General features: G+C 45.1%; 25 protein-coding genes. 7 read left to right on the top strand and 18 right to left on the bottom strand.

All coding sequences use genetic code 11. The annotated features are described in order from the left end of the window. Positions 1-20: 20 nt before the first annotated feature. The 6 genes from ACRD7P_RS19810 to ACRD7P_RS19785 all read left to right on the top strand — a co-directional run bounded on the left by ACRD7P_RS19810 (position 21) and on the right by ACRD7P_RS19785 (position 3,071). Positions 21-470 (top strand): hypothetical protein, encoded by a 450-nt coding sequence (locus ACRD7P_RS19810; RefSeq protein ID WP_430909499.1) that lies wholly within the window; start codon positions 21-23, stop codon positions 468-470. 11 nt (positions 471-481) lie between these two features. Next, entirely contained in the window at positions 482-1,330 is an 849-nt protein-coding gene (locus ACRD7P_RS19805) for a hypothetical protein (RefSeq protein ID WP_430909497.1), read from the top strand. A 182-nt stretch (positions 1,331-1,512) separates the two neighbouring features. Beyond that, positions 1,513-1,869 (top strand): hypothetical protein, encoded by a 357-nt coding sequence (locus ACRD7P_RS19800; RefSeq protein WP_430909496.1) that lies wholly within the window; start codon positions 1,513-1,515, stop codon positions 1,867-1,869. 193 nt (positions 1,870-2,062) lie between these two features. Continuing rightward, positions 2,063-2,329, top strand: coding sequence for a hypothetical protein (locus ACRD7P_RS19795; protein ID WP_430909495.1), 267 nt, complete (start codon positions 2,063-2,065; stop codon positions 2,327-2,329). A 53-nt stretch (positions 2,330-2,382) separates the two neighbouring features. Beyond that, a complete protein-coding gene (locus ACRD7P_RS19790; protein WP_430909494.1) occupies positions 2,383-2,610 on the top strand; it encodes a hypothetical protein in 228 nt (75 codons plus the stop codon). A 215-nt stretch (positions 2,611-2,825) separates the two neighbouring features. Continuing rightward, the gene (locus tag ACRD7P_RS19785; RefSeq protein ID WP_430909493.1) at positions 2,826-3,071 is read left to right on the top strand and encodes a hypothetical protein; all 246 of its coding nucleotides are present in this window, start codon (positions 2,826-2,828) and stop codon (positions 3,069-3,071) included. A gap of 412 nt (positions 3,072-3,483) precedes the next feature. Here ACRD7P_RS19785 and ACRD7P_RS19780 read toward each other — a convergent pair whose 3' ends face one another. The 18 genes from ACRD7P_RS19780 to ACRD7P_RS19695 all read right to left on the bottom strand — a co-directional run bounded on the left by ACRD7P_RS19780 (position 3,484) and on the right by ACRD7P_RS19695 (position 22,698). After that, positions 3,484-4,542, bottom strand: a complete 1,059-nt coding sequence (locus tag ACRD7P_RS19780) for a hypothetical protein (RefSeq protein ID WP_430909492.1) — start codon at positions 4,540-4,542, stop codon at positions 3,484-3,486. Positions 4,543-4,673: 131 nt separating this feature from the next. After that, the gene (locus ACRD7P_RS19775; RefSeq protein WP_430909491.1) at positions 4,674-5,456 is read right to left on the bottom strand and encodes a hypothetical protein; all 783 of its coding nucleotides are present in this window, start codon (positions 5,454-5,456) and stop codon (positions 4,674-4,676) included. Beyond that, positions 5,443-6,006: an RNA polymerase sigma factor gene (locus tag ACRD7P_RS19770; RefSeq protein ID WP_430909490.1), complete on the bottom strand. Its 564-nt coding sequence runs from the start codon at positions 6,004-6,006 to the stop codon at positions 5,443-5,445. The genes ACRD7P_RS19775 and ACRD7P_RS19770 overlap by 14 nt, the downstream gene beginning before the upstream one ends. Before the next feature lie 118 nt (positions 6,007-6,124). Continuing rightward, positions 6,125-7,102, bottom strand: a complete 978-nt coding sequence (locus ACRD7P_RS19765; protein ID WP_430909488.1) for a polyprenyl synthetase family protein — start codon at positions 7,100-7,102, stop codon at positions 6,125-6,127. 169 nt (positions 7,103-7,271) lie between these two features. Next, positions 7,272-8,315, bottom strand: coding sequence for a 23S rRNA (adenine(2503)-C(2))-methyltransferase RlmN (gene rlmN / locus ACRD7P_RS19760; RefSeq protein ID WP_430909504.1), 1,044 nt, complete (start codon positions 8,313-8,315; stop codon positions 7,272-7,274). A 279-nt stretch (positions 8,316-8,594) separates the two neighbouring features. Next, entirely contained in the window at positions 8,595-9,644 is a 1,050-nt protein-coding gene (gene queA, locus ACRD7P_RS19755) for a tRNA preQ1(34) S-adenosylmethionine ribosyltransferase-isomerase QueA (RefSeq protein ID WP_430909487.1), read from the bottom strand. 86 nt (positions 9,645-9,730) lie between these two features. Next, on the bottom strand, positions 9,731-10,960 hold the full coding sequence (locus ACRD7P_RS19750) for a 3-phosphoshikimate 1-carboxyvinyltransferase (RefSeq protein WP_430909486.1): 1,230 nt from the start codon (positions 10,958-10,960) through the stop codon (positions 9,731-9,733). 165 nt (positions 10,961-11,125) lie between these two features. Continuing rightward, on the bottom strand, positions 11,126-11,452 hold the full coding sequence (locus tag ACRD7P_RS19745) for a nucleotide pyrophosphohydrolase (RefSeq protein WP_430909485.1): 327 nt from the start codon (positions 11,450-11,452) through the stop codon (positions 11,126-11,128). Between the two features lie 3 nt (positions 11,453-11,455). Next, on the bottom strand, positions 11,456-13,477 hold the full coding sequence (locus ACRD7P_RS19740) for a transglutaminase domain-containing protein (protein ID WP_430909484.1): 2,022 nt from the start codon (positions 13,475-13,477) through the stop codon (positions 11,456-11,458). 137 nt (positions 13,478-13,614) lie between these two features. Continuing rightward, on the bottom strand, positions 13,615-15,531 hold the full coding sequence (locus ACRD7P_RS19735; protein ID WP_430909483.1) for a DUF3857 domain-containing transglutaminase family protein: 1,917 nt from the start codon (positions 15,529-15,531) through the stop codon (positions 13,615-13,617). 77 nt (positions 15,532-15,608) lie between these two features. Then, the gene (gene dtd, locus ACRD7P_RS19730; protein ID WP_430909482.1) at positions 15,609-16,061 is read right to left on the bottom strand and encodes a D-aminoacyl-tRNA deacylase; all 453 of its coding nucleotides are present in this window, start codon (positions 16,059-16,061) and stop codon (positions 15,609-15,611) included. A gap of 267 nt (positions 16,062-16,328) precedes the next feature. Further along, on the bottom strand, positions 16,329-17,285 hold the full coding sequence (rsgA, locus tag ACRD7P_RS19725) for a ribosome small subunit-dependent GTPase A (RefSeq protein ID WP_430909480.1): 957 nt from the start codon (positions 17,283-17,285) through the stop codon (positions 16,329-16,331). Positions 17,286-17,478: 193 nt separating this feature from the next. Continuing rightward, positions 17,479-18,561, bottom strand: coding sequence for a chorismate mutase (locus ACRD7P_RS19720; RefSeq protein ID WP_430909479.1), 1,083 nt, complete (start codon positions 18,559-18,561; stop codon positions 17,479-17,481). 82 nt (positions 18,562-18,643) lie between these two features. After that, positions 18,644-19,510 (bottom strand): prephenate dehydrogenase, encoded by an 867-nt coding sequence (locus tag ACRD7P_RS19715; protein ID WP_430909478.1) that lies wholly within the window; start codon positions 19,508-19,510, stop codon positions 18,644-18,646. Positions 19,511-19,568: 58 nt separating this feature from the next. Next, entirely contained in the window at positions 19,569-20,714 is a 1,146-nt protein-coding gene (locus ACRD7P_RS19710; protein ID WP_430909476.1) for a pyridoxal phosphate-dependent aminotransferase, read from the bottom strand. Further along, entirely contained in the window at positions 20,711-21,538 is an 828-nt protein-coding gene (locus tag ACRD7P_RS19705; RefSeq protein ID WP_430909474.1) for a prephenate dehydratase, read from the bottom strand. The genes ACRD7P_RS19710 and ACRD7P_RS19705 overlap by 4 nt, the downstream gene beginning before the upstream one ends. Positions 21,539-22,036: 498 nt before the next feature. After that, a complete protein-coding gene (locus ACRD7P_RS19700) occupies positions 22,037-22,453 on the bottom strand; it encodes a type II toxin-antitoxin system VapC family toxin (protein ID WP_430909473.1) in 417 nt (138 codons plus the stop codon). Beyond that, complete coding sequence (locus tag ACRD7P_RS19695) at positions 22,450-22,698, bottom strand: DUF6364 family protein (protein ID WP_430909471.1); 249 nt, start codon at positions 22,696-22,698, stop codon at positions 22,450-22,452. The genes ACRD7P_RS19700 and ACRD7P_RS19695 overlap by 4 nt, the downstream gene beginning before the upstream one ends. 457 nt (positions 22,699-23,155) lie before the next feature. On the opposite strand from ACRD7P_RS19695, the gene gldA reads away from it, so the two are divergent. Continuing rightward, on the top strand, positions 23,156-24,049 hold the full coding sequence (gene gldA, locus ACRD7P_RS19690; RefSeq protein WP_430909470.1) for a gliding motility-associated ABC transporter ATP-binding subunit GldA: 894 nt from the start codon (positions 23,156-23,158) through the stop codon (positions 24,047-24,049). Positions 24,050-24,497: the final 448 nt, after the last annotated feature.

Here is a 24,497-nt window from a genome sequence, read left to right as displayed (position 1 = left end):
AAAAATCAAGGTGGCTATCTGTGGTGACGCGGCTAGCGCGGTACACGGGGGCAAGTTTTCGGGAGTCACTGTCGGCAGGTTGGCAACAGGTCGGTACGGGCATGCTGTTGGGCGGCTTGACCGGGATGGCGCAAGGGTTTAAAGTGGCAAAGAAATTTGAACAAAACCCGTGGAACGGGAAGACTATCAACGGAGGAGTGAAATATTCCGATGACCTGGTATTAGAGGCACAAAAACTTTACCCAAAGAAAGCCGGTAAAACCGAATTGCACCATATAAAGCCAAAGTATCTCGGTGGACCAAAAGATGGGGCGTTAGTGCCTTTGGACGGGGCATATCACCAGCGGATTACTAATGAATTTAGAAGTTTACATGGCTATGGTTTACCAAACCCAAGTCCTCAACGCTTACAGGAAATAATGAGTGAGGTCTATAAGAAATTCCCACTTCCACCCGGATATAATTACTAGGAACAACAAAGATGAAAGAAGTTTTAGAAATACGCATTAACCATGATTTTGCTCATTTGTTATTTGATGATTGTGAAGGAAAGAATCTTGGCACTTCTGTTAGAATTGTGAGCATAACAAAAGAAGATTCAAGATATCTGCAAATTCCCAATATTGCCAAAAAAATTAAACGTAAATATGGGCGGGGTTTCTATTTTGGCTGGGAAATTAAAAGAACATACACAAAAAAAGAACTGTTAGACACCAATCTGTTCCGTGTTGTTGTCAAAACAACGTTTGAGCCAGCCGGGGAGGAATGTGGAACGGAATATGACGAAACCGTCGCCTGTGAAATTTGTGGCGCAAACAGAAAACAGTCGGGCCCGTTGCACTTGCGGAAAAGTTCGATTCCGAAAAAGGACATCGCGAGAACGATCGCGGGCGAGGTAATCGTTTCAAGAGCTTTTAAGGAAGCTTGTGAATCCTATAGTTTAAAAGGATTGCATTTTGAGCAGGTATATTCTAGGAACCGGCCCATCGACTATTTTCAATTGGGCGCGGTCTCCACCAAACTCGTTCTAATGGACAAAACGATTGCGGGCATAGATCCTTTCGATCTGTCGGAAAGCTGTGAGGGGGAAGTGTACAAGTGTCCGGAAGGGCATACTATCGGACTCAACCTATTGTCCGAGCTTTACGTAAAGGACTTTCGCAATGCCGAGGTCCCCGACTTTTTCGAGACCGAACAAAAAATAGGTGTTAAACGTGGTCTGCTACGACCTGAAGCACTCTTGCTGTGCACGCCGAATTTTAGAAAAATGATTTTAAATGAAAAATTAAAGGGATTCGGCTTTGAAATAGCCCATATTGAACAAGGGTAGATTTTTGAAAGAAGGTATTTCTTATACGTTCACTACTTGCCCTAAGCAAGTTATATTTAATACGGTTTTTTTTTAGTATCGAATCAAGCTATTTGATGGACCGATCGGGACGACAAGTGTCAAAACCACATACCCTTTATGCTTATACCCAAAGACTATTGGCTAAGATTAAAATCTTGATTATGGTTAGTGAAATAAAAAGAAAATACGGGTGTTTCTCAGATTCTTGGATATCTGATATAGATGTAAAGCGGAATCATATTAGTATAATTATAACTTGTGCTAATTTAATTAACGATTGTAGGTATGAAGTTATAGAACTTGTTTTTAAGAATGTTACTTTCTATAATAATGGTACAAATGAAAATGATGTTACAATATCAGTAAAAGATGCACTGCTGGAGCATAAGAACGGACTGATTGTTTTTGATTTAGACCCTATTGACCATTTTGATTATCTGGCCGAAAACGAGAATTCGGATTTTAAGATTATTTCAAAGGAAATAACGTGCTCTTTTGTTAAATATTTTGATAAATGAACTACTTTGGGTAAACGCATGAGGTATCGAGAGGAAGAAGTCTTAAACATTTTATGAAAACCATACGTTTTCAAACTTCCCTCCTCAACCCAGCTAGTGAGAGCGTCACGCTCGTACCGTCAATGGCGCCTACAACCCTTTCGAATGTGACTCGAGCAGTGGCGACACCTGGAGGGGCATCGGTGGCGGGGCCATGAGCCTGAGCACTTTTGTCGGCGGCGCGATCAACGGGGCCGAGATGGCCCAACTGCCCGGTGGCGACGGGGATTCCGCAATGGGGGCCTTGGTTGGCGGTTTTTCGAGCGTCGTCGGTGGTGCGGCGGGCCGATTGGCGACCAAAAGCCTTGGACGTATCGCCATTAATGGTCTTGGGGTCAAAAGCCCAGTGCTAAAGGGAACGATAGGGGGTGTTCTTGGCGGTGCCGGCGGTGGGTATGCCGGTAGTTTTGCCGGGGGCTGATCCGGACGGGAGATCTTAGTTTGGCCCATGAAGCGGGTATAAACGGTTTCGGAATGAGGGCCGCAATCAGCAGTGTCTCCGGGTTTGCAAGTAGTTACTACTATGCTAAGAGCGCAGAAATTAATCCGTGGAATGGGCAGGTTGACATGAGCGCTGCAAATAAGGTAAATATTCTAAGACAGTACACGAATGAAGAAGGTTATAAAGCGATTATGAAAGCTACTTCTCTAAATATCGCTGTAGGTCTTAAAATGCAAAACATGGTTCAGGTCAATATTTGACGGATTTAGCGTCAGAAAGTCTAAGTCTTGGTCAGGTTTCCAGACGATTGTTTGGAGTTCCCTGGAACTGGAAAAGGTTTCCTATTTCATTGAGATTGATTTAAGTGGATTGAATTTGATAAAAAATGCTCCAAATACTTTCTTACTACCAGTAACCAATGAGCTTGCATTAGATGGTCTAATTATAAATCACGGCGTAACAACTATCAAATAGCATGAAGGAAGTTTTTGTTAAAAAATACTGGGCAGAAGAAGATACATTGTACTATATTCATTTTCACGGTAGAAACGCTGTTTCCCAAATAGAAATCAGAAAAGGCTCTAAAGTGTTTTTATCGACTGAAAACCCTTTACAGGGCGATTCGATGTTGTATGACCAATCTTTGGAAGATCTTGATTTAGATAAAAATGATTTTATATCGCAAGACGAATTTATGCGAGCTTGGAATGAAAAAAAATAACAACAGAAACTTTGGAAAACCGAGGCACTTCGTATTAAAAATTGTTGGTCGTGATTTCCAGTGAGCAACTAATTTCATCCCGTAGGATTCAGAGATTTACCGATACAATCCCTTCAAAAAGAAAAAACATCCCTTAACCCGAAAAGTGGGCCTCCCAAGCCTAACCCAGTTAAAACAAAAAACCTTTCAACCCGGATTATGCATTAGAACTTCGTAATGAAGCTTTTAGCAGCGATAAAATATGACATTTTATGAATGTAAGCATAGCACCGCTACGGTTACATTTAAAAATGTAGCGCAGCACCATAGTTTGAAGTAGCTGGAAGCTGTAATAGATTTTCTAATGCATAAAGCGGGTTCAAGCAAGTGATCCGCGCTGAAAGGTTTTTACTTGCCGTAACGTACGATAGTGTTACAGATCGAAACGGACACCCAGGGAAATGTTTCTTTGCTCCACAAGCGCGTCCTTAAAAATGGGGCTTAGGTCGTATTTGGCATAAAGCAAGGTACCTCCCCGACCGATATACGCGCTCAACCCGTATACGAAATTGGTGGTATTATACCCCCGCTTCAACTTATCTTTTACCTTTTCGCCTTCACGGGTATACTTTAGCTTTTGACGACTTCCCAGATTAAAACCACCATAGCCCCCAATTCCCAAGCGAAACTTCTTATCGATGGAGTACCGAATGCGGTCTTCGGATTCCCGCACCCGGGAAGGTCCAAACTCAAAATGCATGGGGAACACCAGGTTGTCCATCCGAAATTTCGATTTGCTCAGATCAAACTCGAATTCCTCCAATACCGTTTCGCCATCAACGACCTGAAAGTATTGGTTGTCTTTTGGCTTTAGCCCATTAAACTGAAAACTGAACCCATAATTAAACCGTAAAAAATTGCTGTTCTTGAACACCCGGGTACGCCAGCTCCATCCCAATTCGGCAAAACGGCTACCGGCGACCTTATACGGGGAATCTTCAAGCGATTGCCCGTCGATCAACGCATTGTTCAGCCCTATGGCAAAAACAAAATCGGAATAGGTCCTACGATCATAAGGCGGCTCCTTCCGTTGGAAAATATGCCACGGTTTGTCGTTGACATTGATACTGATTCCCACACCGTCGCTCGAAATGGACAACTCGTCCCTTTCTTTTAAAACGTTGCCTTCATTGCGTTCCAGGAGTGCGATGCGATTATCGATAATGGCGATACGGTTTTCTATGTTCAAAGCCCTTTTTTTGGCGGCATTTTCCTTGAGCACCTTTGCTTCCTCGGCCGTTATGCTATCGTCCTCCAAACGCTCGTTAATACGTTCGACTTCCGATTTCAAGGCTTCTTTTTCCTGTAGTATAATTTTTTCCTTCAAAGTGGTCAGCTCCGCCACTTCTTCTTCATAGCGTTCCTGTGCTACCAAGGCATTGTTCCATTGTGCGATGAGCAATGCGATCAAAAAAAAGATAATAGTTCTCATGATGTTGATTTTTAAGGGACTCTTGTAAAGCCCCTCCTAAAAGAGGGACTTTACCCGGCCCGAAGATTGATTGATGAATAAACGTACCCGTATCGTGCGCTAGGCCGATCCCGAATAAAAATAGGTTGTGATCAGTTGTTGCGGTCCGCAACGGCCGTGCGTACCTTAAGAAATCCGGTTTTAAGCTTCCCGAATATTTGGTCGCGGAACGATTCGTCCAGCTCATCCTCTACATCCGCCAAAAGGGAGTGCGCATCTACCTGATACGTTTCCCGCAATTTGCGTTCGGCCAGTAGCTCATTTTGCGCCCGTTTCAAAAGGGAATCTACCTCCGCATCGGTAAGTGCCGTTTCCTGTACGGTTTCCAATTCTTCCACCAAGGCGATCACTTCCGATACTTTTTTATCGATCGCCCCCTGAGCTACCGCTACACGCCCCTCGTCCGCAATGGGCAAAATCGAAATGGACTCCAAAACACTATCCTCTGGGGATGCGTTGGGTACTGGGCTAGCTGCCAGATCGGTATTGTTTTCCACGGGGCTCTCGCTATTTTGACCATTCTTTTCCGTTGAAAAAGGTGCTTCCCTCGTAGCGGACACCGTTTCCTCAACGACCTGCGTTTCCTGTTTTTCGACTGTTTGCGACCGTAACGGGGACGCTTCCTTCTGGGGAACGGTCACCACCGCAGGGGCCGTTATGGTCTCAGTGGTATCGGTATTCCAAAACCAACTGCCCGCTACCAACAAGCCTATGAGCGCGGCCGCAATGCCCCACCATATGCCATGCTTTTTATCTTGTGCTACCGGAGTTGCTTCCAACCGTTCCGACAGCTTTTGCCAAGCGCCTTGGGAAGGTTGTATTTCACGGTCCTGCAATTGCCGTTTTATGGTTTCTTCAAATTTATTCGGTTCCATATCCTATGATATTTTGTTTTTGCAACCCTTGTTGTAACAGCTTACGCGCCTTGAACAATTGCGATTTGGAAGTACTTTCGGTAACACCCAGTTCTTTCGCAATTTCCTGATGTTTGTACCCTTCGATCGCGTAGAGCACAAAAACGGTACGATAGCCGTCCGGTAACGCATCGATCAACGATTGTATGTGTTCCACATCAAGGGCAACGGGATCGATCTTGTTTTTATGGGCCTTCTCTTCATACAGCGTATCGTCGAAAACTACGAACTGTTGTTTGCGCAAATGTGATATGCTTTCCCGTACCATGATCCTACGGATCCACCCTTCAAAACTACCTTCATGTTTAAAGGAATCAAGATTTTTGAACACCTTTACGAATCCGTTGACCATAACGTCTTCCGCAAAGTGAAGGTCTTTCACATACCGCCGACATACGCCCAACATTTTTGGGGCATAGGTGTCGTACAGTCGCTGCTGCGCCTCACGATGGCCCGCAATGGCTTTTTTGATCAGCTGTTTTTCGTTCCTATAAAAAGTAATAATGGCCAAGGTTGCTTTTATTGTTTTCTATTGTAGTAGACGTGTCCATAGAAAGAAAGGTTGCCCAGCCTAACAAAAAAGATCGGGATAAATCAATAAAAAACTGATTTACAGTATTTTATCTCACCTAAATTTTTCGATCGACCACATAGTTGACCATGAGCACCAGGGCACTTTTATAATCCGATTCGGGGTAGTCCTCCAAAAGTTGTAGCGCCGCTTCTTTAAAGGACAGCATTTGCTGCACCGCATAATCGAGCCCTCCATTGGTTCGCACAAACTGGATGACTTCTTTTACCCGCTTTTTATCCTTGTTGTGGTTTTTTACGGAATTGATGAGCCAACTTTTTTCCTTTTTGCTACAATTGTTGAGTACGTAGATCAAAGGAAGTGTCATTTTTTGTTCCTTGATATCGATTCCGGTGGGTTTCCCGATACGGTCTTCCCCATAATCGAACAGGTCGTCCTTTATTTGAAAGGCCATACCACAGAGTTCCCCGAATTTTTTGAAACGATCGACCTCCTCGGATTCCGGTTTTACCGACCTCGCCCCCATGGCGCAACAGGCCGCGATCAAGGTAGCGGTCTTTTGGCGAATGATATCGTAATAGATGGCCTCGGTGATGTCGAGCCTACGTGCCTTTTCGATCTGTAACAATTCTCCTTCGCTGATTTCCCGAACGGCTTCCGAAATGATCTTCAAAAGGTCGATATCATCATGTTCGATACATAGCAGCAGTCCTTTTGAAAAAAAATAATCGCCCACAAGAACGGCTATCTTATTTTTCCACAGGGCGTTTATGGAGAAAAAGCCCCGTCGTTTATGGCTTTCGTCTACCACATCGTCATGTACCAAAGAGGCGGTATGGATCAATTCTATTACGGAAGCCCCGCGGTAAGTGCGCTCATTGACCATGCCATTATTGACCAACTTGGCGGTCAAGAATACGAACATCGGTCGCATTTGCTTGCCCTTACGGTTTACAATGTAGTGGGTAATGCGATTGAAGAGCGCCACTTTGGAGGACATTGCATCGCGAAACTTGGTTTCGAAAAGCTCCATCTCCGGTCGTATGGGATCTTTTATTTGGGATACGATTTTCAAAGAATCTGTTTTGTAGTACTGCGGTTCGACCTGATACCATTTCAAAGTTAAAATCGTATCACGGTAAAATTAGGGAAAAGCATCTTAAAAAGACCATCTTGGCCAATCAACTTCCTTCCGACCGTTCAAAAAAGGGTTGTCGGGATCGGCCCACACCATACCTTGAAGATTATTGCTTGTTCGCCAATTGGCCACAGGCGGCATCGATATCCTTTCCACGGGATCGGCGCACGGTAACGGTTATCCCATTACGCTCTAAAGCGGTCACATAGTTTTGAATGGCCTTACGATCAGCTTGCCGAAACGCGCCGTCATCTATAGGGTTGTACTCGATCAAGTTTACTTTTGAAGGGGCGAACTTGCAAAAATCGACCAGGGCCTCCACATCGCGCCGGGTATCGTTGATACCTTCCCAAACCACATATTCATAGGTTATTCTGCTTTGGGTCTTTTGGTACCAATACTGCAGGGCTTCCCTAAGATCGGTAAGGTTGAAGGTGGCATTGAACGGCATAATCGCGGTACGTACCTCATCAATAGCAGAATGTAAGGACACAGCTAGTTTGAATTTCACCTCATCATCGGCCATTTTTCGGATCATTTTGGGCACCCCGGATGTGGATACCGTTATCCGTTTTGGTGACATGGCCAGGCCATCGGTTGCGGTAATTTTATCGATCGCCTTCAATACGTTATTATAATTCATCAAGGGTTCCCCCATACCCATAAAAACGATATTGCTCAAGGGACGATCGAAATACAGCCGGCTTTCGTTGGCTATGGCGACCACTTGATCATAAATTTCATCGGGATTAAGGTTCCGCATCCGTTTTAGGCGAGCGGTAGCACAAAACTTACAGTCCAAACTACATCCCACTTGGCTGGACACACAAGCAGTGGTCCGGGTCGCGGTCGGTATCAAAACGGATTCCACAATCAGCCCATCGTGAAGGCGTACCGCATTTTTAATGGTTCCGTCGTTGCTTCGCTGCATTTGATCTACCCGAATATGATTGATTACAAAATGCCCTGCCAAAAGTGCCCTGGTCTCTTTGGAAATATTGGTCATGGCCTCAAAGGAATGTGCCCCTTTTTGCCACAACCATTCGTATACCTGGTTGCCCCGAAACGCCTTATCCCCCTGAGCTACAAAAAAGTCGCGCAATTGCTCTTTGGTAAGTGCCCGAACGTCTTTCTTTTTATCGATTTCCATAGTATAACGAACAAACGACCCCCTTTTAACCATTTCCGGTGTTAAATTACCCATTAAAAATTGTTCTTTTCTGCGTATGCTTCAAAATAAAATCTAACCATAGCTACCGCTATGCTTGGATTTTCTTTTTCGCCTACCCAAAAAATCCCTGGTTTTTATTTGCATAATTCAACACCGGAAATGGTATTATACCCTATTATGGGATGGCGAGGGGGTCGAACATTAAGCCAGTTTGTTTACGTAACGGGGATTACCCTGTTTTTAAGGCGTCTCCAACCCTTAAATGATCAACATGGCATCTCCGTAAGAGTAAAACTTGTACTGTTCCAATATGGCCTCTTTGTATGATTTTTTCATCAAATCATGTCCCATAAAAGCGGATATCATCATCAACAAGGTCGACTTTGGCAAATGGAAGTTGGTTACCATGGCCGTTGCGATGCTGAATTCGTAAGGTGGAAAAATAAATTTGTTGGTCCACCCCTCAAAGGTGTTCAACATATGATCGGAGGAAACCGCACTTTCCAATCCGCGCATGGCGGTGGTACCTACGGCACAAATCCGTTTTTTATTTCTTTTGGCGTTGTTTACGATATCGGTCGCTTTTTCATCTATAATAAGCTCTTCGCTATCCATTTTGTGTTTGGAAAGGTCCTCTACCTCAACAGGGTTAAAGGTGCCCAGACCAACATGTAAGGTCAGTTCGGCAAAGTCGACCCCTTTGATCTCCAACCGCTTTAAAAGGTGTTTGGAAAAATGCAGCCCCGCCGTAGGTGCGGCTACCGCCCCCTCGTGCTTGGCATAAATGGTCTGGTACCGCTTTTCATCTTCGGGTTCCACCGTTCTTTTGATGTATTTGGGCAAAGGGGTTTCGCCCAACTCCCTAAGCTTTCTTCTAAAATCGATATACGACCCATCGTATAGAAAACGTAACGTTCTCCCCCGTGAGGTGGTATTGTCGATTACCTCGGCTACCAAGGTCTCATCTTCTCCAAAGTATAGTTTATTGCCGATACGTATCTTTCGGGCGGGATCTACCAAAACGTCCCAAAGGCGCTGTTCTTCATTGAGTTCGCGCAATAAAAACACCTCGATCCGAGCACCGGTCTTTTCCTTGTTTCCGTAAAGACGTGCCGGGAATACCTTTGTGTTGTTCAATACCATCACATCCCCTTCATCAAAATAATTGATAAGGTCCTTGAACATCTTATGCTCGATCTTTCCGGTTTCGCGATGGATGACCATCAGTTTGGACTCGTCCCGGTTTTCTGCGGGGTATTCTGCCAATAAATTTTCGGGAAGTTCAAAATTGAAATGCGATAGTTTCATTGAATTGTTTTAAGTTAAGCTTTTGCGGCTGCAAATATACGACCCCGAGATAGGGGTTGTCAAGTAAACGAATGATTAATTGGGATTCAAACGGTCCGGATCGCGAAACCTACGGTTTTCATATCGTCCCAAAAATCGGGATACGATTTTGAAACCACTCCCGCATCGTTTACGAACAAGTTCGTTTTTAAGGCCAAAGGAGCGAAGGCCATGGCCATACGGTGGTCGTTATAGGTATCGATAGCGATACCTTCCCGAATGCTCCCGCCGGGTTTCAAAGTGAGGTCCTTATCGGAAACGGATATGTCCGCGCCCAATTTGGAGAGCTCGGTATGCAGGGCCACCAAACGGTCGGTCTCCTTTATTTTAAGGGTATGCAAACCTATTAGATGGCACCCTATTCCGAGTCCGAAACAGGTTACGGCGATGGTCTGGGCAATATCGGGCGCGTTGACCAAATCGATAGCAATTGGTCCGTAAGTGTCTCTCTTTTCTTTTGTCAACCGGATGCTGTTCTCCAAGAAGGTGGTGCGCACCCCCATCTTTTCATAAATATCGGCCAATATGCTATCGCCCTGTAGGCTATCTTTTTTATAAGCGGACAGGGTTACCGTTGAACCGGCTTCGGCTAGGGCCACCACACTATAATAGTAGCTTGCCGAACTCCAATCGGACTCTACCGTCAAATGCGTTTCCGCAACCTGCCGTACCGGCGATACGGTTATGGTATTTCCAACAAAGGTATGTGCCACCCCTATTTGTTGTAACAGCCCCAGGGTCATTTTAATATAGGGTATGGAGGTTATTTCCCCGACCAGCTCCAAGGTAAGCCCATTGGGCAAGCTCGGGGCCACTAATAAAAGTGCGGAAATGTATTGGCTGCTAATGTTGGCGGGAAGGCTCACCTTCTCTCCGGTAAGCGCCCTTCCCTTTATTTGGATCGGCGGATATCCTTCCTCCTGCACGTATGAAATATCGGCTCCAAGCTCGCGCAAGGCGGATACCAATATTTTGATCGGTCGTTCGGTCATGCGTTTTGATCCCGTTAACGTAACTTCCTTTCCCTGTTGGGCGGCGAAATATGCCGTGAGAAACCGCATGGCCGTTCCCGCATGGTGAATGTCCACGGTTCCATCTGAAATTTTTAACCCTTGCTGCATTACCAGGGCATCGTCGGAGTTCGACACATTGGCAATGGCGATGTTGTCATGCAAGGCCTGTAACAATAGGGAACGGTTCGATTCGCTTTTGGAACCCGTTATCTGAATTTCAACATCTAAGTTGTTGTGCTGTGGTCCGGTAAGATGTAACTTCAAGGCGCGTTGATTTTAGTTGAAGTGGTTTAAACAGGCCGCAAAGGTAAGCGACTATAGCGAAACATGCCGATTATTTTTTTAGGACGTTTTTTACAACGGAACCATCAACGCCGTTAACGCCGCCAAAAACGCGGCCAGGGGCATACGCCCGATACGGCAATGTGGTTATCGCAGTTTTTCGTTGTTCTTATGACGGTCCCGGTCCCGGTCGGTCTTTATGGCCAATTTATTGGTGAAGGCCTGTTGCAGGTCGATGCCCGTTTGGTTGGCCAAACAAAGGACTACAAATACGACATCGGCCAACTCTTCCCCAAGGTCCTTGTCCCTATCACTTTCCTTTTCGCTCTGTTCCCCGTACCTCCTGGCAATGATCCTGGCCACCTCCCCCACCTCCTCGGTGAGTTGTGCCATATTGGTCAGTTCGTTAAAATAGCGTACGCCATGCGCTTTGATCCAATCGTCTACCGCCTGTTGTGCATTTTCGATATTCATGATCTAAACTTTTGACAAAACTACCTTTTCATTCATTTTTTCGATCATTTTCTTGAAATATTCTTTTAAGGCGGAATAATAATTCGGCAGTATGATGGGTTCGTTAATGGCGTTCGCCACATTGAGCTGTAGCATGTTTCCTTTGTTCATAATGGCATATTTAAACTTGCCCATAGTGTCGGGCAAAACCATGGACAAGGGTTCCGGTAGGCTTTCTATTTGATACCCTTCCGGCAGCTTTATGGAAATGATGTAATTGGAGGAGGTGGGATAACCGAAATCCACGGGGAATTCCCGGTTCTCCAATTTGAAGGGATTTTCGGAGGTTCCCAGAAAAAGCAAGGGGCTTAAATAGATCTTGCCCCCGATAACGTCCACGGCCTCCTCCAAAAGAAAGTCGTACGAAGCGATTGCCGACTTGCCCAGATCGGTCTCATTTTGCACAGTGAAATTTTCGATTTCCATGTCCCCATTGTCCTGTTCCAATTCTTCCAAATACGTGTCATGCTTACCAACATAGGACGACCGAAACGTTATGGCATTGTGATCGGAATACACCTTTCGCAGTTTTCCCTCCATTGTTCCGTCCTCGGTCAGGGTGGTATTCATAAACACCTTTGTGGTACTGTTCTTTTTGGGATAAAGGCCCACCTCTGCGGAAGAACCGTCTTTTTTGATCATACGCCCCACCCAATTCAACGTCCGGAAGGGAAGCACATTAGGGGTACTGAATGCGCTGGTGGCGTCCAGTAGGACAATCTCACCGTTGAAAAGTAAGCCGCTGATCACATAGTTGTACCCTTCCCTGGTCGGAAAAAGCGGTACGCCGTTCTTTCGTGTGCTCAAGAGTACCGGGTTGGCCTCCAAGCCCGCGTAACGCAACATTGCCGTAAGCATCAAATTGACCTCGGCTATATTCCCGATTCCCTCTTTGTATGCTTTTCTCACGCCTTTGTCCGTATATTTCCCATAGGATTCGTTCCACTTTACCTTGGTTTTCACAAAACGATATACCCTTCCTATTTTTTCGCTATCCGAAGATGCGGAGGACAACAATGCATCCAGATCCTTTTCAAAATATCCCTGCTTTTTGAGTTCCCCGCCAAAATTCGGGCGATCATAAATACTCTTCACCACGGCAGGCCAATCGGTGGCATATTGTTTTATGGGGGTGTCGGGAAACTTGGTATAGCTTAATTCATATTTCATACCGGCCCGGTAGTTGTCGATACCGTTTACGAAAGGTTCCTCCCTAAGTGCGGGCACATTGGCCATTTGGTAGTAGGTAAGGGTACTTATGTAGTCGACAGTACTTTGTTCACGTCGTGCAACCCCGGGACTTAAAGCGCTTCCCGATTGTTGGGCCACCTTTTGGGTAAAGGTAATGGTATTCGTCTTCCGTTCCGTACGGGAGGCAATGTCCAAAAAACCTTTGCCGCTTATGCGAAAGTTGAAATACTCGGGAGTGCTCATCACGGCGTTCAGGCGCTTGATGGGGATGTCGTGCTGAAATACGAACTCGTCCACATTTGAAATGTAAGGGGAAACAATCTTATATTTGTACTCGATTACGGAGCCTTCCTTTAAATTCGGCATGGTAAAAGATTCTTGGCTCCAATTTTCCGAAAGCACCGTATTAAAGCGCCCGTCTTTCCCAATTTTTGTCTCTACGACCTTTCCATTGTCCAAGTTATAGGTAAACCCCTTGAAACCGTTTACCCTTTCCTTGTCGCCACCGTCGCCGAACAGTCTTATTTTTTTTGTCGCGTAATCAAACCCGTCCTTCGTGTAGATCTTAATACGTTCCTGTACTTCCGTGATAAGCTGAAAACCGCTTAGCTTGTTATATTGGAAGCTCGTTTTTCGGTATTTGTATAAATAGGTGGCGACCGCCGCGCTATCCTCCGGATTGAACTTTTCCAACAATTCTTCCTTGGATATTTTTCCGAATTTGACCTCTTGGGCCCATGTGCTAAGGGACATGGAAAAAACGATGGCAAAAATGATCTTGGTAATGTTTTTCATTTGGTTTGGTTGTAATTATACTATAAATCCGGTCAGTGCGACCGGCTAAAAACTATTGCTTTTTCTAAATAATTTAAATTACGGTTCGGGTGTTTTGTTGGAAGAAGCATCAAAGGCTCCTCTCGGGAAAAGGTTGTTTAGGAACCTGTTTTGAGCAATACCGCTTGGGCCTTATCGCCACGGGCCACCTGTTTTCTAAAATCGCGGTACAAATTGTATTTCTCCTTGGAATACTCCCCTTGTTTTACCAATAAACTGCGTTTGTAGGCCAAGGTCCGTTTTTCGGGGTCGTGGGAAACCTCAAAACAATACGAACCAAATTCGGTATCGGTTTCTACCATCTCCGGCAGGGATTCCAATTCATAGCCTTCCGGCAACTGTATCTCATAGGCATCTTCATCATAAAACCCCCGTTGTATTTCAAAGGGCTGTTCCCTATTTCGGTACCGTTTTGGCACGTTGGTATTCTTGTTCAACGCATTGATGACGAACAGCATTCGCTTGCCGCTCACGGAGGCGTAATCGGAGGCATCGAAGGTTACGGTCTCCTTGAAGACCACTTCGTTTCGGTCGTTCTCAAAACCGAACTCCCCAATATTGAGGTTGTTGATATTGCTCCAAAACTCCTTGTAATATTCTATAACATCTTCCTTCTTTTGTGTTTCCAGATTAAAGTGCTGATCGTACTGCACCCCTCTCGTAGCGATAAGGGTCTCCCCGGAAATGCCCCCTTCGGCCGACAGGGAATATTTGGCCTTCGTGACCTGGGCGTTTTCTTTGTTCAAGTAGGCTACGGTACGCACGATCTCCCCTCCTTCCGGGGTGACCACCAGCGCCTTTCGGTCGTCGGTAAAGTCCCCTACAAAACCAAAGGGATGCACTTGGGAAGTACAATCGATCCAATAATATTGGTCTTGGTAAGGAATGGCCAAAATAGCGTGATTGCCCTGACGCAGGTCGGCAAAATCCTCGTAAAAATCAATTTTATCGTTTCCTGCTTGGATTACAGTGTAGTACGACGGTACGTCCACGGCTTCCAATAAGGCCTTGGTATAGTTCGATAATCCTTTACAATCACCGTATTTGACCCGGTCTACTTCTACGGCGCTTATCGGACGAAAGCCCCCGATACCGATTTGAACGCTGATGTAGCGGGTATTGTCCTGTACGTATTGATAAATGATCTTGGCCTTTTCCAGGTCGTCGGTAACACCTTTCACCAATAATTTCGCCTTGTTTACGGTTCCTTCCGGAAGGGCCGTCCTGCCCTCCAAGAGTTTTTTGTCCATCCAGGTCCCCAGATCTTTCCAGTTGTCCACCTTGGCATTGTGGCCTTTGTAATGAAAATTGGGAAGGCGAAGCAATAGTTTGGGTGCTATTTTGGAAAAGTCCGGACTCAAACTTTCCCATTTTATTGCGGGTATGGTATCTACGCTATACTTCAAATAGCCTCCCTGGTCAGATTTTACCAAATCGATTTTGGACATGTTTTCTTCTTTGACCACCGGTTTAAGCGCATTGGAAGGATACCTTAAGGAGTACCTGCCTTTTTCCACACTCGTCCTGTACCCGTTTTGAACGTACCACGGCCATAACACTCCCGTATCGGTCGTTTCCATTTCAAAGGAAAATGCTACGGTATACGGGTAGCTTGCCGGTTTATAATCATAGTATAGAATGCGGTTGTCCAGATAAAGTGAAAAGCCGTCGGCCGCACTGACATCTTCAAAATCCTTTTTTTTGATATGCTCGATCTCCCGACCCATTTTATCGTAGATGAACACTTCTATTTTTTTGATCTTGTTCTCCTTGTCGTAGCCAAGCGAAGTACGCGCCTTGGCCCTACCCTTACGGTTCAATACCGTCACCACTTTTCTAGCGGCATAGGTCATTTGATCTTGGGCCACGATATCAACGTGCATTTCGTTCATTCGGATGATGGCATCGGCATTTTCAGTTAACTTTTTGTTGAGCAAAAGGGACTGATAACTGGTTTCTTGACCAAAGGAGATGAAAAGGGAACACAGGAAAAAAAGTACAGGAAGAAATCGCATTGGTTTGGCTGGTTTAGTTTTGCAAGCAGAATTGGTAAATTCCTACATAAAACCTGCAAAATTATAAAAACATTTGGTTATTCCTTATTTTTTGTATCTATAATCAGCGTTATCGGGCCTTCGTTCAACAACTTGACCTTCATATCCGCCCCAAAGATCCCGGTGAGCACCGGTCGTCCCAAATGATTTTCCAACTGTTGTACAAAAGCCTCGTACAGCGGAACGGCTTGCTCCGGTTTCGCCGCTTTGATGTATGACGGGCGATTTCCTTTTTTGGTGGCCGCATGCAGGGTAAACTGACTGACGACCAACACTTCTCCTTGAACATCGAGCAGGGAACGGTTCATACGTCCCTCATCATCGTTAAAAATTCGAAGCTGCACCGTTTTTCGGGAAAGCCATTGTACATCTTCCATAGTATCGGAAGTCCCGACCCCTAAGAGTATCATGAGTCCCGACCCGATTTGGGAAACCCGTTCACCGTTAACGGCGACGCTTGCTTCCGTAACTCTTTGTATGACTGCGCGCATGTTCCTTTACTAAACGTATTGCTTTCTACTATACTTTTTTGACCGACCGAACGCTTCCGAACCTTCGCCATTTTGTTATAATGACAACCACGGACAACGCTTTAAAAATCGTCCTCTATAGGCTTATATGGCCTTAAGCGGCAGTGTTTTCAGGGCCATACCAAAACCCTTTTGCGGCGAACCGCAAGGTGTCACTCAAGTAATTTGCCCAATATAAAGCATATGGGACCGAACGAATACCATTTTATACCATTTCTGGTGTTAACTTCAGCTGCGTTTGGTGATGTGTTCATCGATGCGGTACGCCCCCTCTTCCCCGGTAACCATTTGCACATAACTTTTGTATCGGCTCCAGGATACCTCATCGTTTTCCAAGGCTTTTTTTATGGCGCAATGGGGTTCATCGATATGAAGACAATTATTGAATTTGCACGCCCCTTTAATTTCAAAAAACTCCCTAAAATAATCCCCGATCTCATCCTTTTCCATATCTACCACGCCGAAGCCCTTAATTCCCGGAGTATCGATTATTCGGGCCCCGAATTCCAAGTCGTACATTTCGGCAAAGGTAGTGGTATGTTGTCCTTGGGAATGCTGGTCCGATATGGCGGCCGTTTTTAGGTCCAATTCCGGGGCCAACGCGTTTACCAGTGTCGATTTCCCTACTCCGGAATGTCCGGCAAAAAGACTGGTGCTCCCCTTCATCAACGCTCGGACCTGTTCAACATTTTTTCCAGTTTTCGCGGAAATGCCTATACAGGGATATCCTATGTTCCGGTACAGGTCAGCCAAGTACTTTATTTCGGTCAGCGCATCCTCGTTGTACACATCAATTTTATTGAACAATAATACCACCGGAATGTCATACGCCTCGGCAGTGGCCAAAAAACGATCGATAAAAATAGGATGGGTCACAGGGTTGTTAAGGGTAATCATCAAAAACACCTGGTCTAGGTTGGCCGCTATAATATGGGTCTGTTTGGAAAGGTTGACGGATTTTCGAATGATGTAATTCTTACGTTCCTCGATTGTGCTGATCACCCCAACCATTTCGTCGCCAGTATGCTCTAAATCGAATACCACCTGATCTCCTACCGCAATGGGATTGGTACTCTTGATGCCTTTGATACGGAACTTGCCCTTTATCCGGCATTCGTAAAACCCGTTATCGGCGCCCTTTACCGTGTACCAACTTCCTGTGGATTTATAAACGACTCCTTTCATTTACGGGTAGGTTTTGGCTCCCATCTGCAAAATAAAGGTTTTTTGGGCAGTTCCAAGGTAGCATTTTAAAAAAGCGGGGTTTTGGAACCTTGAAAAGTGCGGTTGCAATACCGCTTTTGAAATATTCTAAATAGCATTGGGCATCCACAACAGCAACGTTTGCTTTTATGAATGCCCAATTGACAACAAGTGGTTACGCCTTGATAATCTTCTCCTGATGGTTGATGGACTCCTGGTGAATGGCCTTGAACATGCGCAGCACGAATTCTTCGCTCAACCCGTTGGCTTCCCCTTCCAAGATCATGGCACCCAGTATTTGGTTCCAACGATTGGATTGTAGTACCGCAACGTTCTTTTGCTTTTTCAACTGCCCGATACCATCGGAAATCTTCATTCGTTTGCCCAAAGTGTCGATCAACTGATTGTCGATTACATCGATCTGTGCCCTTAGGTTGCTCAACTTGCTGTTGTACTCGGCCTCTGCGTCAGATTCCTTACGGATGCGAAGGTCTTGCATGATCTGCACCAACCGTTCAGGGGTAACCTGTTGCGCGGCATCGCTCCAGGCGTTGTCCGGATCATAGTGGGTCTCGATCATTAGACCGTCAAAGTTAAGATCGAGCGCGGTTTGCGATACGTCGAAGATCATATCCCTTTTTCCGGTAATATGCGACGGGTCGTTTATAATCGGGAGATCGGGAAAACGGGTCTGCAGATCAATGGCCAATTGCCATTCGGGTATGTTTCGGTACTTCGTTTTTTCGTAGGTGGAAAACCCTCTATGTATGACCCCAAGCTTTTTGATGTTCGCAGAATACAATCGTTCTACGGCACCCAGCCAAAGGGATAGGTCGGGATTCACCGGATTTTTGATCAATACCACTTTATCGGTGCCCTCGAGGGCATCGGCAATTTCCTGAACGATAAACGGGCTTACCGTAGATCGTGCACCGATCCACAACAGGTCGATATCGTGTTCCAAGGCCAGCTCTACATGTGCGCGATTGGCCACCTCTGTCGCCGTTTTCATACCGGTCTCGGCCTTTACTTTCTGAAGCCATTTGAGCCCTAGGGCGCCTACCCCCTCAAAGTTGCCCGGACGTGTCCGTGGTTTCCATATCCCTGCCCGGTAATAGTTGACATCGGTATCCTTTAGGTCGTTCGCGATCCGCATGACCTGTTCTTCGGTCTCCGCACTGCAGGGACCAGCGATCACCAATGGATGATCAAGGCCCATATCGTCCAACCAGGATCTCATTTCTTTGGTATTCTCCATTATTATACTCTTTAATTTTACGTTTGCTGCTCTATTGGGCCTTACGCCCTATTTATTGGATAACGGTTCGCAATGAACCGGTTTACTGTTCTTTTTTTCGAAACGGAATACCGTTCAGGATTTCCTTGATCTTATTGGTATTGTCCATCTCTTTATAAATGCCCTCATAATCGTCTTTTATCAACAGCGCCTTAAACGCTTCCAGATTACCGATATACTCTTCCAAGGTTTCGATTACATTGACCTTGTTCTGCTCAAAAATCGGTGTCCACATCGCGGGGGAACTTTTGGCGAGCCGAACGGTACTTTCGAAACCACTCCCCGCCATGTCAAAAATATCACGTTCGTTTTTTTCTTTCTCGATAACGGTCTTCCCTAACATAAAGGAACTGATATGTGATAAATGGGAGACATAGGCAATGTGCCTATCGTGCGCCTCGGGACTCATATACCGTATGCGCATGCCCATTTCCTGAAAAAGCTCCAAGGTTTTTTCCTGTAATTTGAATGCCGTTTTTTCCACCTCACAAATGATATTGGTCTTGCCCTCGTACAACCCTTCAAGGGCCGCCTTTGGACCGGAAAACTCCGTACCCGCGATAGGATGGCATGCGAGATAGTTCCGTCGCTTTGGATGATCGTCCAGCGCCTTACAAATGAGGCTTTTGGTGGACCCGCCATCGAACACCACACAATCGTCGTTTACCGCATCCAAAATTTTGGGCAGTTCCCCCATCAATACATCCACGGGAATGCTCACGATAACCATTTCGGCCTCGGAAAGCGCTTCATATGTCGCTTTTTCATCAATAAGCCCGATCGCTGCCGCTGCTTCCAAATGTTCTTCATTGGTGTCGATACCATGTATAACGGAGGCTGGCCGCAACCGCTTGATGTCCTTTGCAAAGGACCCCCCGATCAAACCGATACCGATAACAACTATATTCATGGTCTTAACTTTTCAACACAATTTTTGCCCATACATGCGTTCGCGAACACCGAACTGATTAAAAACGTTCGATGGCTTCTTTTATCTTTTCTTCCTTCACACATAATGAAAACCGCACGTACCCTTCCCCATTGCTACCGAAAATGGTACCCGGGGCAATAAAAATATTCTTCTCGTACAACAACTCGTCTACAAAAGCTTCCGCTTTTTTATTTCCCGAAGTTAATTTCGCCCATACGAACATGCCTACGGCATCTTGATCATATTCGCATTGCAGCTTTTCGGCCAACCGAAAAATTCCTTTTCTTCTTTCCCCATACACCTTGTCCATTTCCGAAAACCATTCAGTACCGCTCTGCAAGGCCGCAATGGCCCCTTTTTGAACGCCATAGAACATTCCGGAATCCATATTGCTCTTTACCTTTAGTACGGCATTGATATGATCGGCACTTCCCATGACCATTCCTACCCGCCAACCGGCCATATTAAATGTTTTACTTAGGGAATTCAGCTCGAGTGCCACATCTTTTGCCCCTTCGACCGAAAGCAAGCTCATGGGCCGTTTTGCCAACACAAAACTATAGGGGTTGTCGTTTATCAAAAGAATATTCTTTTCCCTTGCGAAGGCCACGAGTTCGGTAAATTGCTCCGAGCTTGCCACGGCGCCCGTAGGCATGTGAGGATACCCCGTCCACATCAATTTCACCTTGGACAAATCCCTGGACCGCAGATCGTCCAAATCCGGGAACCATCCATTTTCAGCGGTCAGGTTGTAATATTTTGGAACACCGCCCACCAATTTGGTAACGGCACTATAGGTCGGATATCCCGGATCGGGAATGAGCGCTTCGTCGCCTTCGTTCAAGAACGCCATGCTGATGTGCATGATTCCTTCCTTGGAGCCCATTAAGGGCAATACTTCCGAATCGGGCGCTACCGATACCCCGAACTGGGATGCATAAAAATCCGCAAAAGCCTGTCGTAGCCCCGGCAATCCCTGATAACTCTGGTACTGGTGTGCACCTGTGTCGCTTATGGCATTTTTTATGGCATCGAGCACCGTTTGTGGCGGGGTCAGGTCGGGACTTCCGATACCCATATTTATAATGGGCCGTCCTTCCGCGATCAATCCCCGTACTTCCCTGAGCTTTTTGGAAAAATAGTATTCCGCTACAGTATGCAATCGATTTGCGGTGCGTATCATATTCTGGCATTTTTATATTCCCCGAGCACTTTAAAATCTTCGGACATGATGTTCAAAAGCGTTTTCACCTTTTCGAAGTGGGCATATTCCGCAAAGGTCAGGTCGACAAAAAAGGCGTATTTCCAAGGGGTTTGAATAACCGGCAAGGATTGGATCTTGGTCAAATTCATCAAACAATCGCTCATTACGTTAAGCATTGCCGCAAGACTGCCCCTTTTATGGTCGGTCATAAACCGGATAGAGGCTTTATTGATTTCGTTCCTTTCCACGTCGGCCCGTTCTGTTTGCACAATAATAAATCGCGTTGCATTATTTTTAATCGTCTGAATGTCCTCGGCTACGATGTCCAAACCGTACAAATCGGCCGCTACCCGAGGTGCAATTGCCGCAATACCCTTCAATTGTTGTTCTTGAATATGCTGTGCCGTTTCGGCGGTATCGGCATCTTCTACCAATTTAATGTGCGGAAACGCGCTGAAAAATGCCTTGCATTGCAACAGGGCCATCGGATGCGACCGCACCTCCTCGATATCGTCGATCGTTTGCCCCGGCAGCAGCATCAGATGGTGATGGATGTTCAAATAATGCTCCCCTACAATATGAAGCCCGTTTTGATAGATCAAGGCGTAATTGGGGATGATGGACCCTGCTATGGAATTTTCTATGGCCATAATACCGGTATCGGCGTCCCGTTGAAGCAAGGCATCCACCAAGGCATCGAACGACATGCATTCGATCAGGTCGGCCCCATCACCAAAACAGTCCCTAGCCACCTGATGGTGGTTAGACCCCTTAATTCCCTGAATGGCTATTTTCATGTTCATCACTATTGGTTGTTTACCGTACAACGGTCCTATAAATAATGCGCTATCATCGGATAGAACGAAAAAAGTCCCGCTAGTTGCGGGACTTTATATCATATTACTTTTCAATATCCTATAACAGTCCCGCTTCTTTCCTAAAAAAGAAATAAAAGTAAAAACCGTTATAAAAATATTGCTTACTCATTGTACACTTAAACTTTGGCTAAAGTAACAATTAAATTCAACAATAAAATTTCTGCTGGCCTTTTTTTTGTTTTTTCGATCGAATGCATGCAAACTTTTTCCTGAACCTACCTTTGAGGCATCCATTGATTTTGCGCTTTCTTAAACATACGCAAACACTACAATTACATATGCGACCACTGTATTAGGTTTATACCATTTCTACCTTAAAATAACTCCTTAATCGAGTTAGACACTTTTTACAAACATTCAAGAGTGTTTTTTAAGTCGATTATGGTTGCCGACAACCGCCCACTGAGCTATGCGCAGTTATTTTTAGTTCAGGCTGCTTAGGAATTCCTTGGCCGTCATTATTGGTAAAAGGGATTTCTTAAAGTCTTTTCCGTTTCTTGTTATGATTATTTCGCACTCTGATTCCGTTGCGCCAAAATATTGCAACGCATCCTCGAAATCTTTTATAGATGAATTCAAACCCTTCTCGATTGTTTGTTCGTCAATAGCGCATATTTCACAGAGAATTTTAAATTTTCTCAACTTTTCTCGTGCGATTTTTGGGTTCTCAAATTTCGAAAGAAAATAATTCACAGTTGCGAAAGAAATTGGAGAGACTACCATTGTTAGTCTTTCTTTTTCCGCTAAGGTTGCGATTTTTGCAATTGGTTCATAAAAGGGTGGTCTTTCTCCTAAAAGGTCCAGCATTACATTAGTGTCGATGAAAACTCTCTTACTCATTTGTATTTTTCAATAAGAAAATCAGAATACTCTTTTTTGTAGTCTAAATTGACTGGAATTTTTGTTCCCGTAGCTATACTTTTCACAAAAGGCGATATTTCAAGTTCACTCCCATTATTTTCCGATGTAAGCGATTGAAGGTAGGATTCCACTATTCGGGATAAACTCATTTTTTTATCGGAAGCATATAGCTTTGCTTTCTCGATAATTTTTTGATTTAGTTTAAGCGTCAATTTTGCATCCATCTTAAATTCAAGTTTTATACGTACAAATATAACAAATCTATCCGTATAATATTGTTGAGATGACCACATTCTGTCTAAATGCTCATAATGTGCTACAACGGTTCGGCTAAGCGCAGTGCGGTTTTAGAGAAGCAATTCCCGTTGCGCCACGCCCCGTAGCAAAAGCTTTTTGTTTTGATTTGTGTTTTCTTTTCCAAAGCTACCCCGAAGCGTACTTTAGGTCGCTTTTTGCACCTTATCGTCCTTTTCGTTCGACGCAGGCTACCCTTATCTTCCAAATAAGATCTACTATCTGATTCAAATACCGGCTTTTCCGGTCACGAACAACATGTTCGATTCTATTCTTTTAAGAAATGGAAACGCCTACCGACCTCAAAAATGACAACGAAGGCCACATGGAGGTATCGTTTCCAAGATGGTTGGAGATTGTTTACTTTTGGACTAAAATGGAGCATACATGTCTATTTCCGTAAAAAATATAAGTAAGGCCTTTGGTACTCAAAAAGCCTTGGACCAAGTGTCCTTTACTTTGGGAAAGGGTGAAATTGTGGGTTTTTTAGGCCCCAACGGCGCTGGGAAATCTACGATGATGAAAATACTGACCACCTTTTACGCCGCCGATACGGGCGAGGCACACGTAAACGATTTTGATGTAAACACCCAGTCAAAAGCGGTGCGCAGCACCATTGGTTATCTTCCGGAGCACAATCCCCTTTATTTGGAAATGTTCGTAAAGGAATACCTGGCATTCAATGCCGAGGCCTATGGTGTTTCCAAAAACCGTATTGCGGAGGTCGTTTCGCTTACCGGGCTTGAACCCGAGGCCCACAAAAAAATAGGACAACTGTCCAAAGGCTATCGGCAACGGGTAGGCTTGGCCGCCGCCCTTATACACGACCCGGAGGTACTGATCTTGGATGAACCCACTACGGGGCTCGACCCCAACCAACTGATGGAAATCCGAAAATTGATCCGGGAAATCGGCAGGGAGAAAACCATTTTGCTCTCTACCCACATCATGAAGGAGGTAGAAGCGGTCTGTGATCGGGTATTGATCATTAACAAGGGGGTATTGGTCGCCAACAAAAAACTGTCGGAGCTTCGGGAGGCCGAAGAGCAGCTGATCGAAGTCGAATTCGATTATCGGGTAGAGGAAGCTTTCTTGAACCAACTGCCCCATGCGGTCCATGTTAAAAACGTACACGGTTTCGTTTACGAGATTACTTTTGATACGGCCAAGGATATGCGGCCGGCAGTATTCGACTTTGCCCACGACAATCAGCTGAAGACCCTACAGTTGAGCCGTAAAAACAAAAACCTGGAGAGTTTGTTCACCGAACTCACTACCTAAGATTCGTTGGCCATACCGCTGCTTTTTTTGAACCCGCCCCTTGAACTTACGTTTTAAAACACGTCTCGACAAGCTTGACAGGATAGCAGTCTTTTTTCAATGAACAATGAACAATTAGCAATGAACAAATGTCTAGTAATAACTGGAAAGTGGTCAGTACAAGGTAATGAGTAATCAGTTGTTCGTTTGTGTTTGATTTTTGAATTTGACACTTGACTCTTGAACTTGACACTTGAACTTGAATTTGTCTTTTCTCCTTGCTCCTTCAGCGAAGCAGTCTTTTTTCAATGAACAATTAGCAATTAGCAATTAGCAATGAACAGATGTTTGGTAATAATTAGAAAGTGGTCAGTTCAAAGTAGTTAGTACAAAGTCAATAGTGTCCGGTTGTAACTAAAAGATTTTCAATTGGTTGCAATTGTCGTTCTTTGAAATTTGAAATTCGTTC

It is taken from the genome of Maribacter sp. 2-571 (assembly GCF_050589625.1).
In the GTDB taxonomy this organism is placed as follows: Bacteria; Bacteroidota; Bacteroidia; order Flavobacteriales; family Flavobacteriaceae; genus Pelagihabitans.
Note: the sequence above shows the minus strand (reverse complement) of the source record. Positions and strands in the feature narration are given on the sequence as shown.

Bases quoted from the DNA above. Each gene is read 5' to 3' on its own strand.
- ACRD7P_RS19805 (WP_430909497.1), top strand. From the start codon at position 482: ATGAAAGAAGTTTTAGAAATACGCATTAACCATGATTTTGCTCATTTG.
- ACRD7P_RS19800 (WP_430909496.1), top strand. From the start codon at position 1,513: ATGGTTAGTGAAATAAAAAGAAAATACGGGTGTTTCTCAGATTCTTGG.
- ACRD7P_RS19795 (WP_430909495.1), top strand. From the start codon at position 2,063: ATGAGCCTGAGCACTTTTGTCGGCGGCGCGATCAACGGGGCCGAGATG.
- ACRD7P_RS19790 (WP_430909494.1), top strand. From the start codon at position 2,383: ATGAGGGCCGCAATCAGCAGTGTCTCCGGGTTTGCAAGTAGTTACTAC.
- ACRD7P_RS19785 (WP_430909493.1), top strand. From the start codon at position 2,826: ATGAAGGAAGTTTTTGTTAAAAAATACTGGGCAGAAGAAGATACATTG.
- ACRD7P_RS19780 (WP_430909492.1), bottom strand. From the start codon at position 4,542: ATGAGAACTATTATCTTTTTTTTGATCGCATTGCTCATCGCACAATGG.
- ACRD7P_RS19775 (WP_430909491.1), bottom strand. From the start codon at position 5,456: ATGGAACCGAATAAATTTGAAGAAACCATAAAACGGCAATTGCAGGAC.
- rlmN (WP_430909504.1), bottom strand. From the start codon at position 8,315: ATGGAAATCGATAAAAAGAAAGACGTTCGGGCACTTACCAAAGAGCAA.
- queA (WP_430909487.1), bottom strand. From the start codon at position 9,644: ATGAAACTATCGCATTTCAATTTTGAACTTCCCGAAAATTTATTGGCA.
- ACRD7P_RS19745 (WP_430909485.1), bottom strand. From the start codon at position 11,452: ATGAATATCGAAAATGCACAACAGGCGGTAGACGATTGGATCAAAGCG.
- ACRD7P_RS19740 (WP_430909484.1), bottom strand. From the start codon at position 13,477: ATGAAAAACATTACCAAGATCATTTTTGCCATCGTTTTTTCCATGTCC.
- ACRD7P_RS19735 (WP_430909483.1), bottom strand. From the start codon at position 15,531: ATGCGATTTCTTCCTGTACTTTTTTTCCTGTGTTCCCTTTTCATCTCC.
- dtd (WP_430909482.1), bottom strand. From the start codon at position 16,061: ATGCGCGCAGTCATACAAAGAGTTACGGAAGCAAGCGTCGCCGTTAAC.
- rsgA (WP_430909480.1), bottom strand. From the start codon at position 17,285: ATGAAAGGAGTCGTTTATAAATCCACAGGAAGTTGGTACACGGTAAAG.
- ACRD7P_RS19720 (WP_430909479.1), bottom strand. From the start codon at position 18,561: ATGGAGAATACCAAAGAAATGAGATCCTGGTTGGACGATATGGGCCTT.
- ACRD7P_RS19715 (WP_430909478.1), bottom strand. From the start codon at position 19,510: ATGAATATAGTTGTTATCGGTATCGGTTTGATCGGGGGGTCCTTTGCA.
- ACRD7P_RS19710 (WP_430909476.1), bottom strand. From the start codon at position 20,714: ATGATACGCACCGCAAATCGATTGCATACTGTAGCGGAATACTATTTT.
- ACRD7P_RS19705 (WP_430909474.1), bottom strand. From the start codon at position 21,538: ATGAACATGAAAATAGCCATTCAGGGAATTAAGGGGTCTAACCACCAT.
- ACRD7P_RS19700 (WP_430909473.1), bottom strand. From the start codon at position 22,453: ATGAGTAAGAGAGTTTTCATCGACACTAATGTAATGCTGGACCTTTTA.
- ACRD7P_RS19695 (WP_430909471.1), bottom strand. From the start codon at position 22,698: ATGGATGCAAAATTGACGCTTAAACTAAATCAAAAAATTATCGAGAAA.
- gldA (WP_430909470.1), top strand. From the start codon at position 23,156: ATGTCTATTTCCGTAAAAAATATAAGTAAGGCCTTTGGTACTCAAAAA.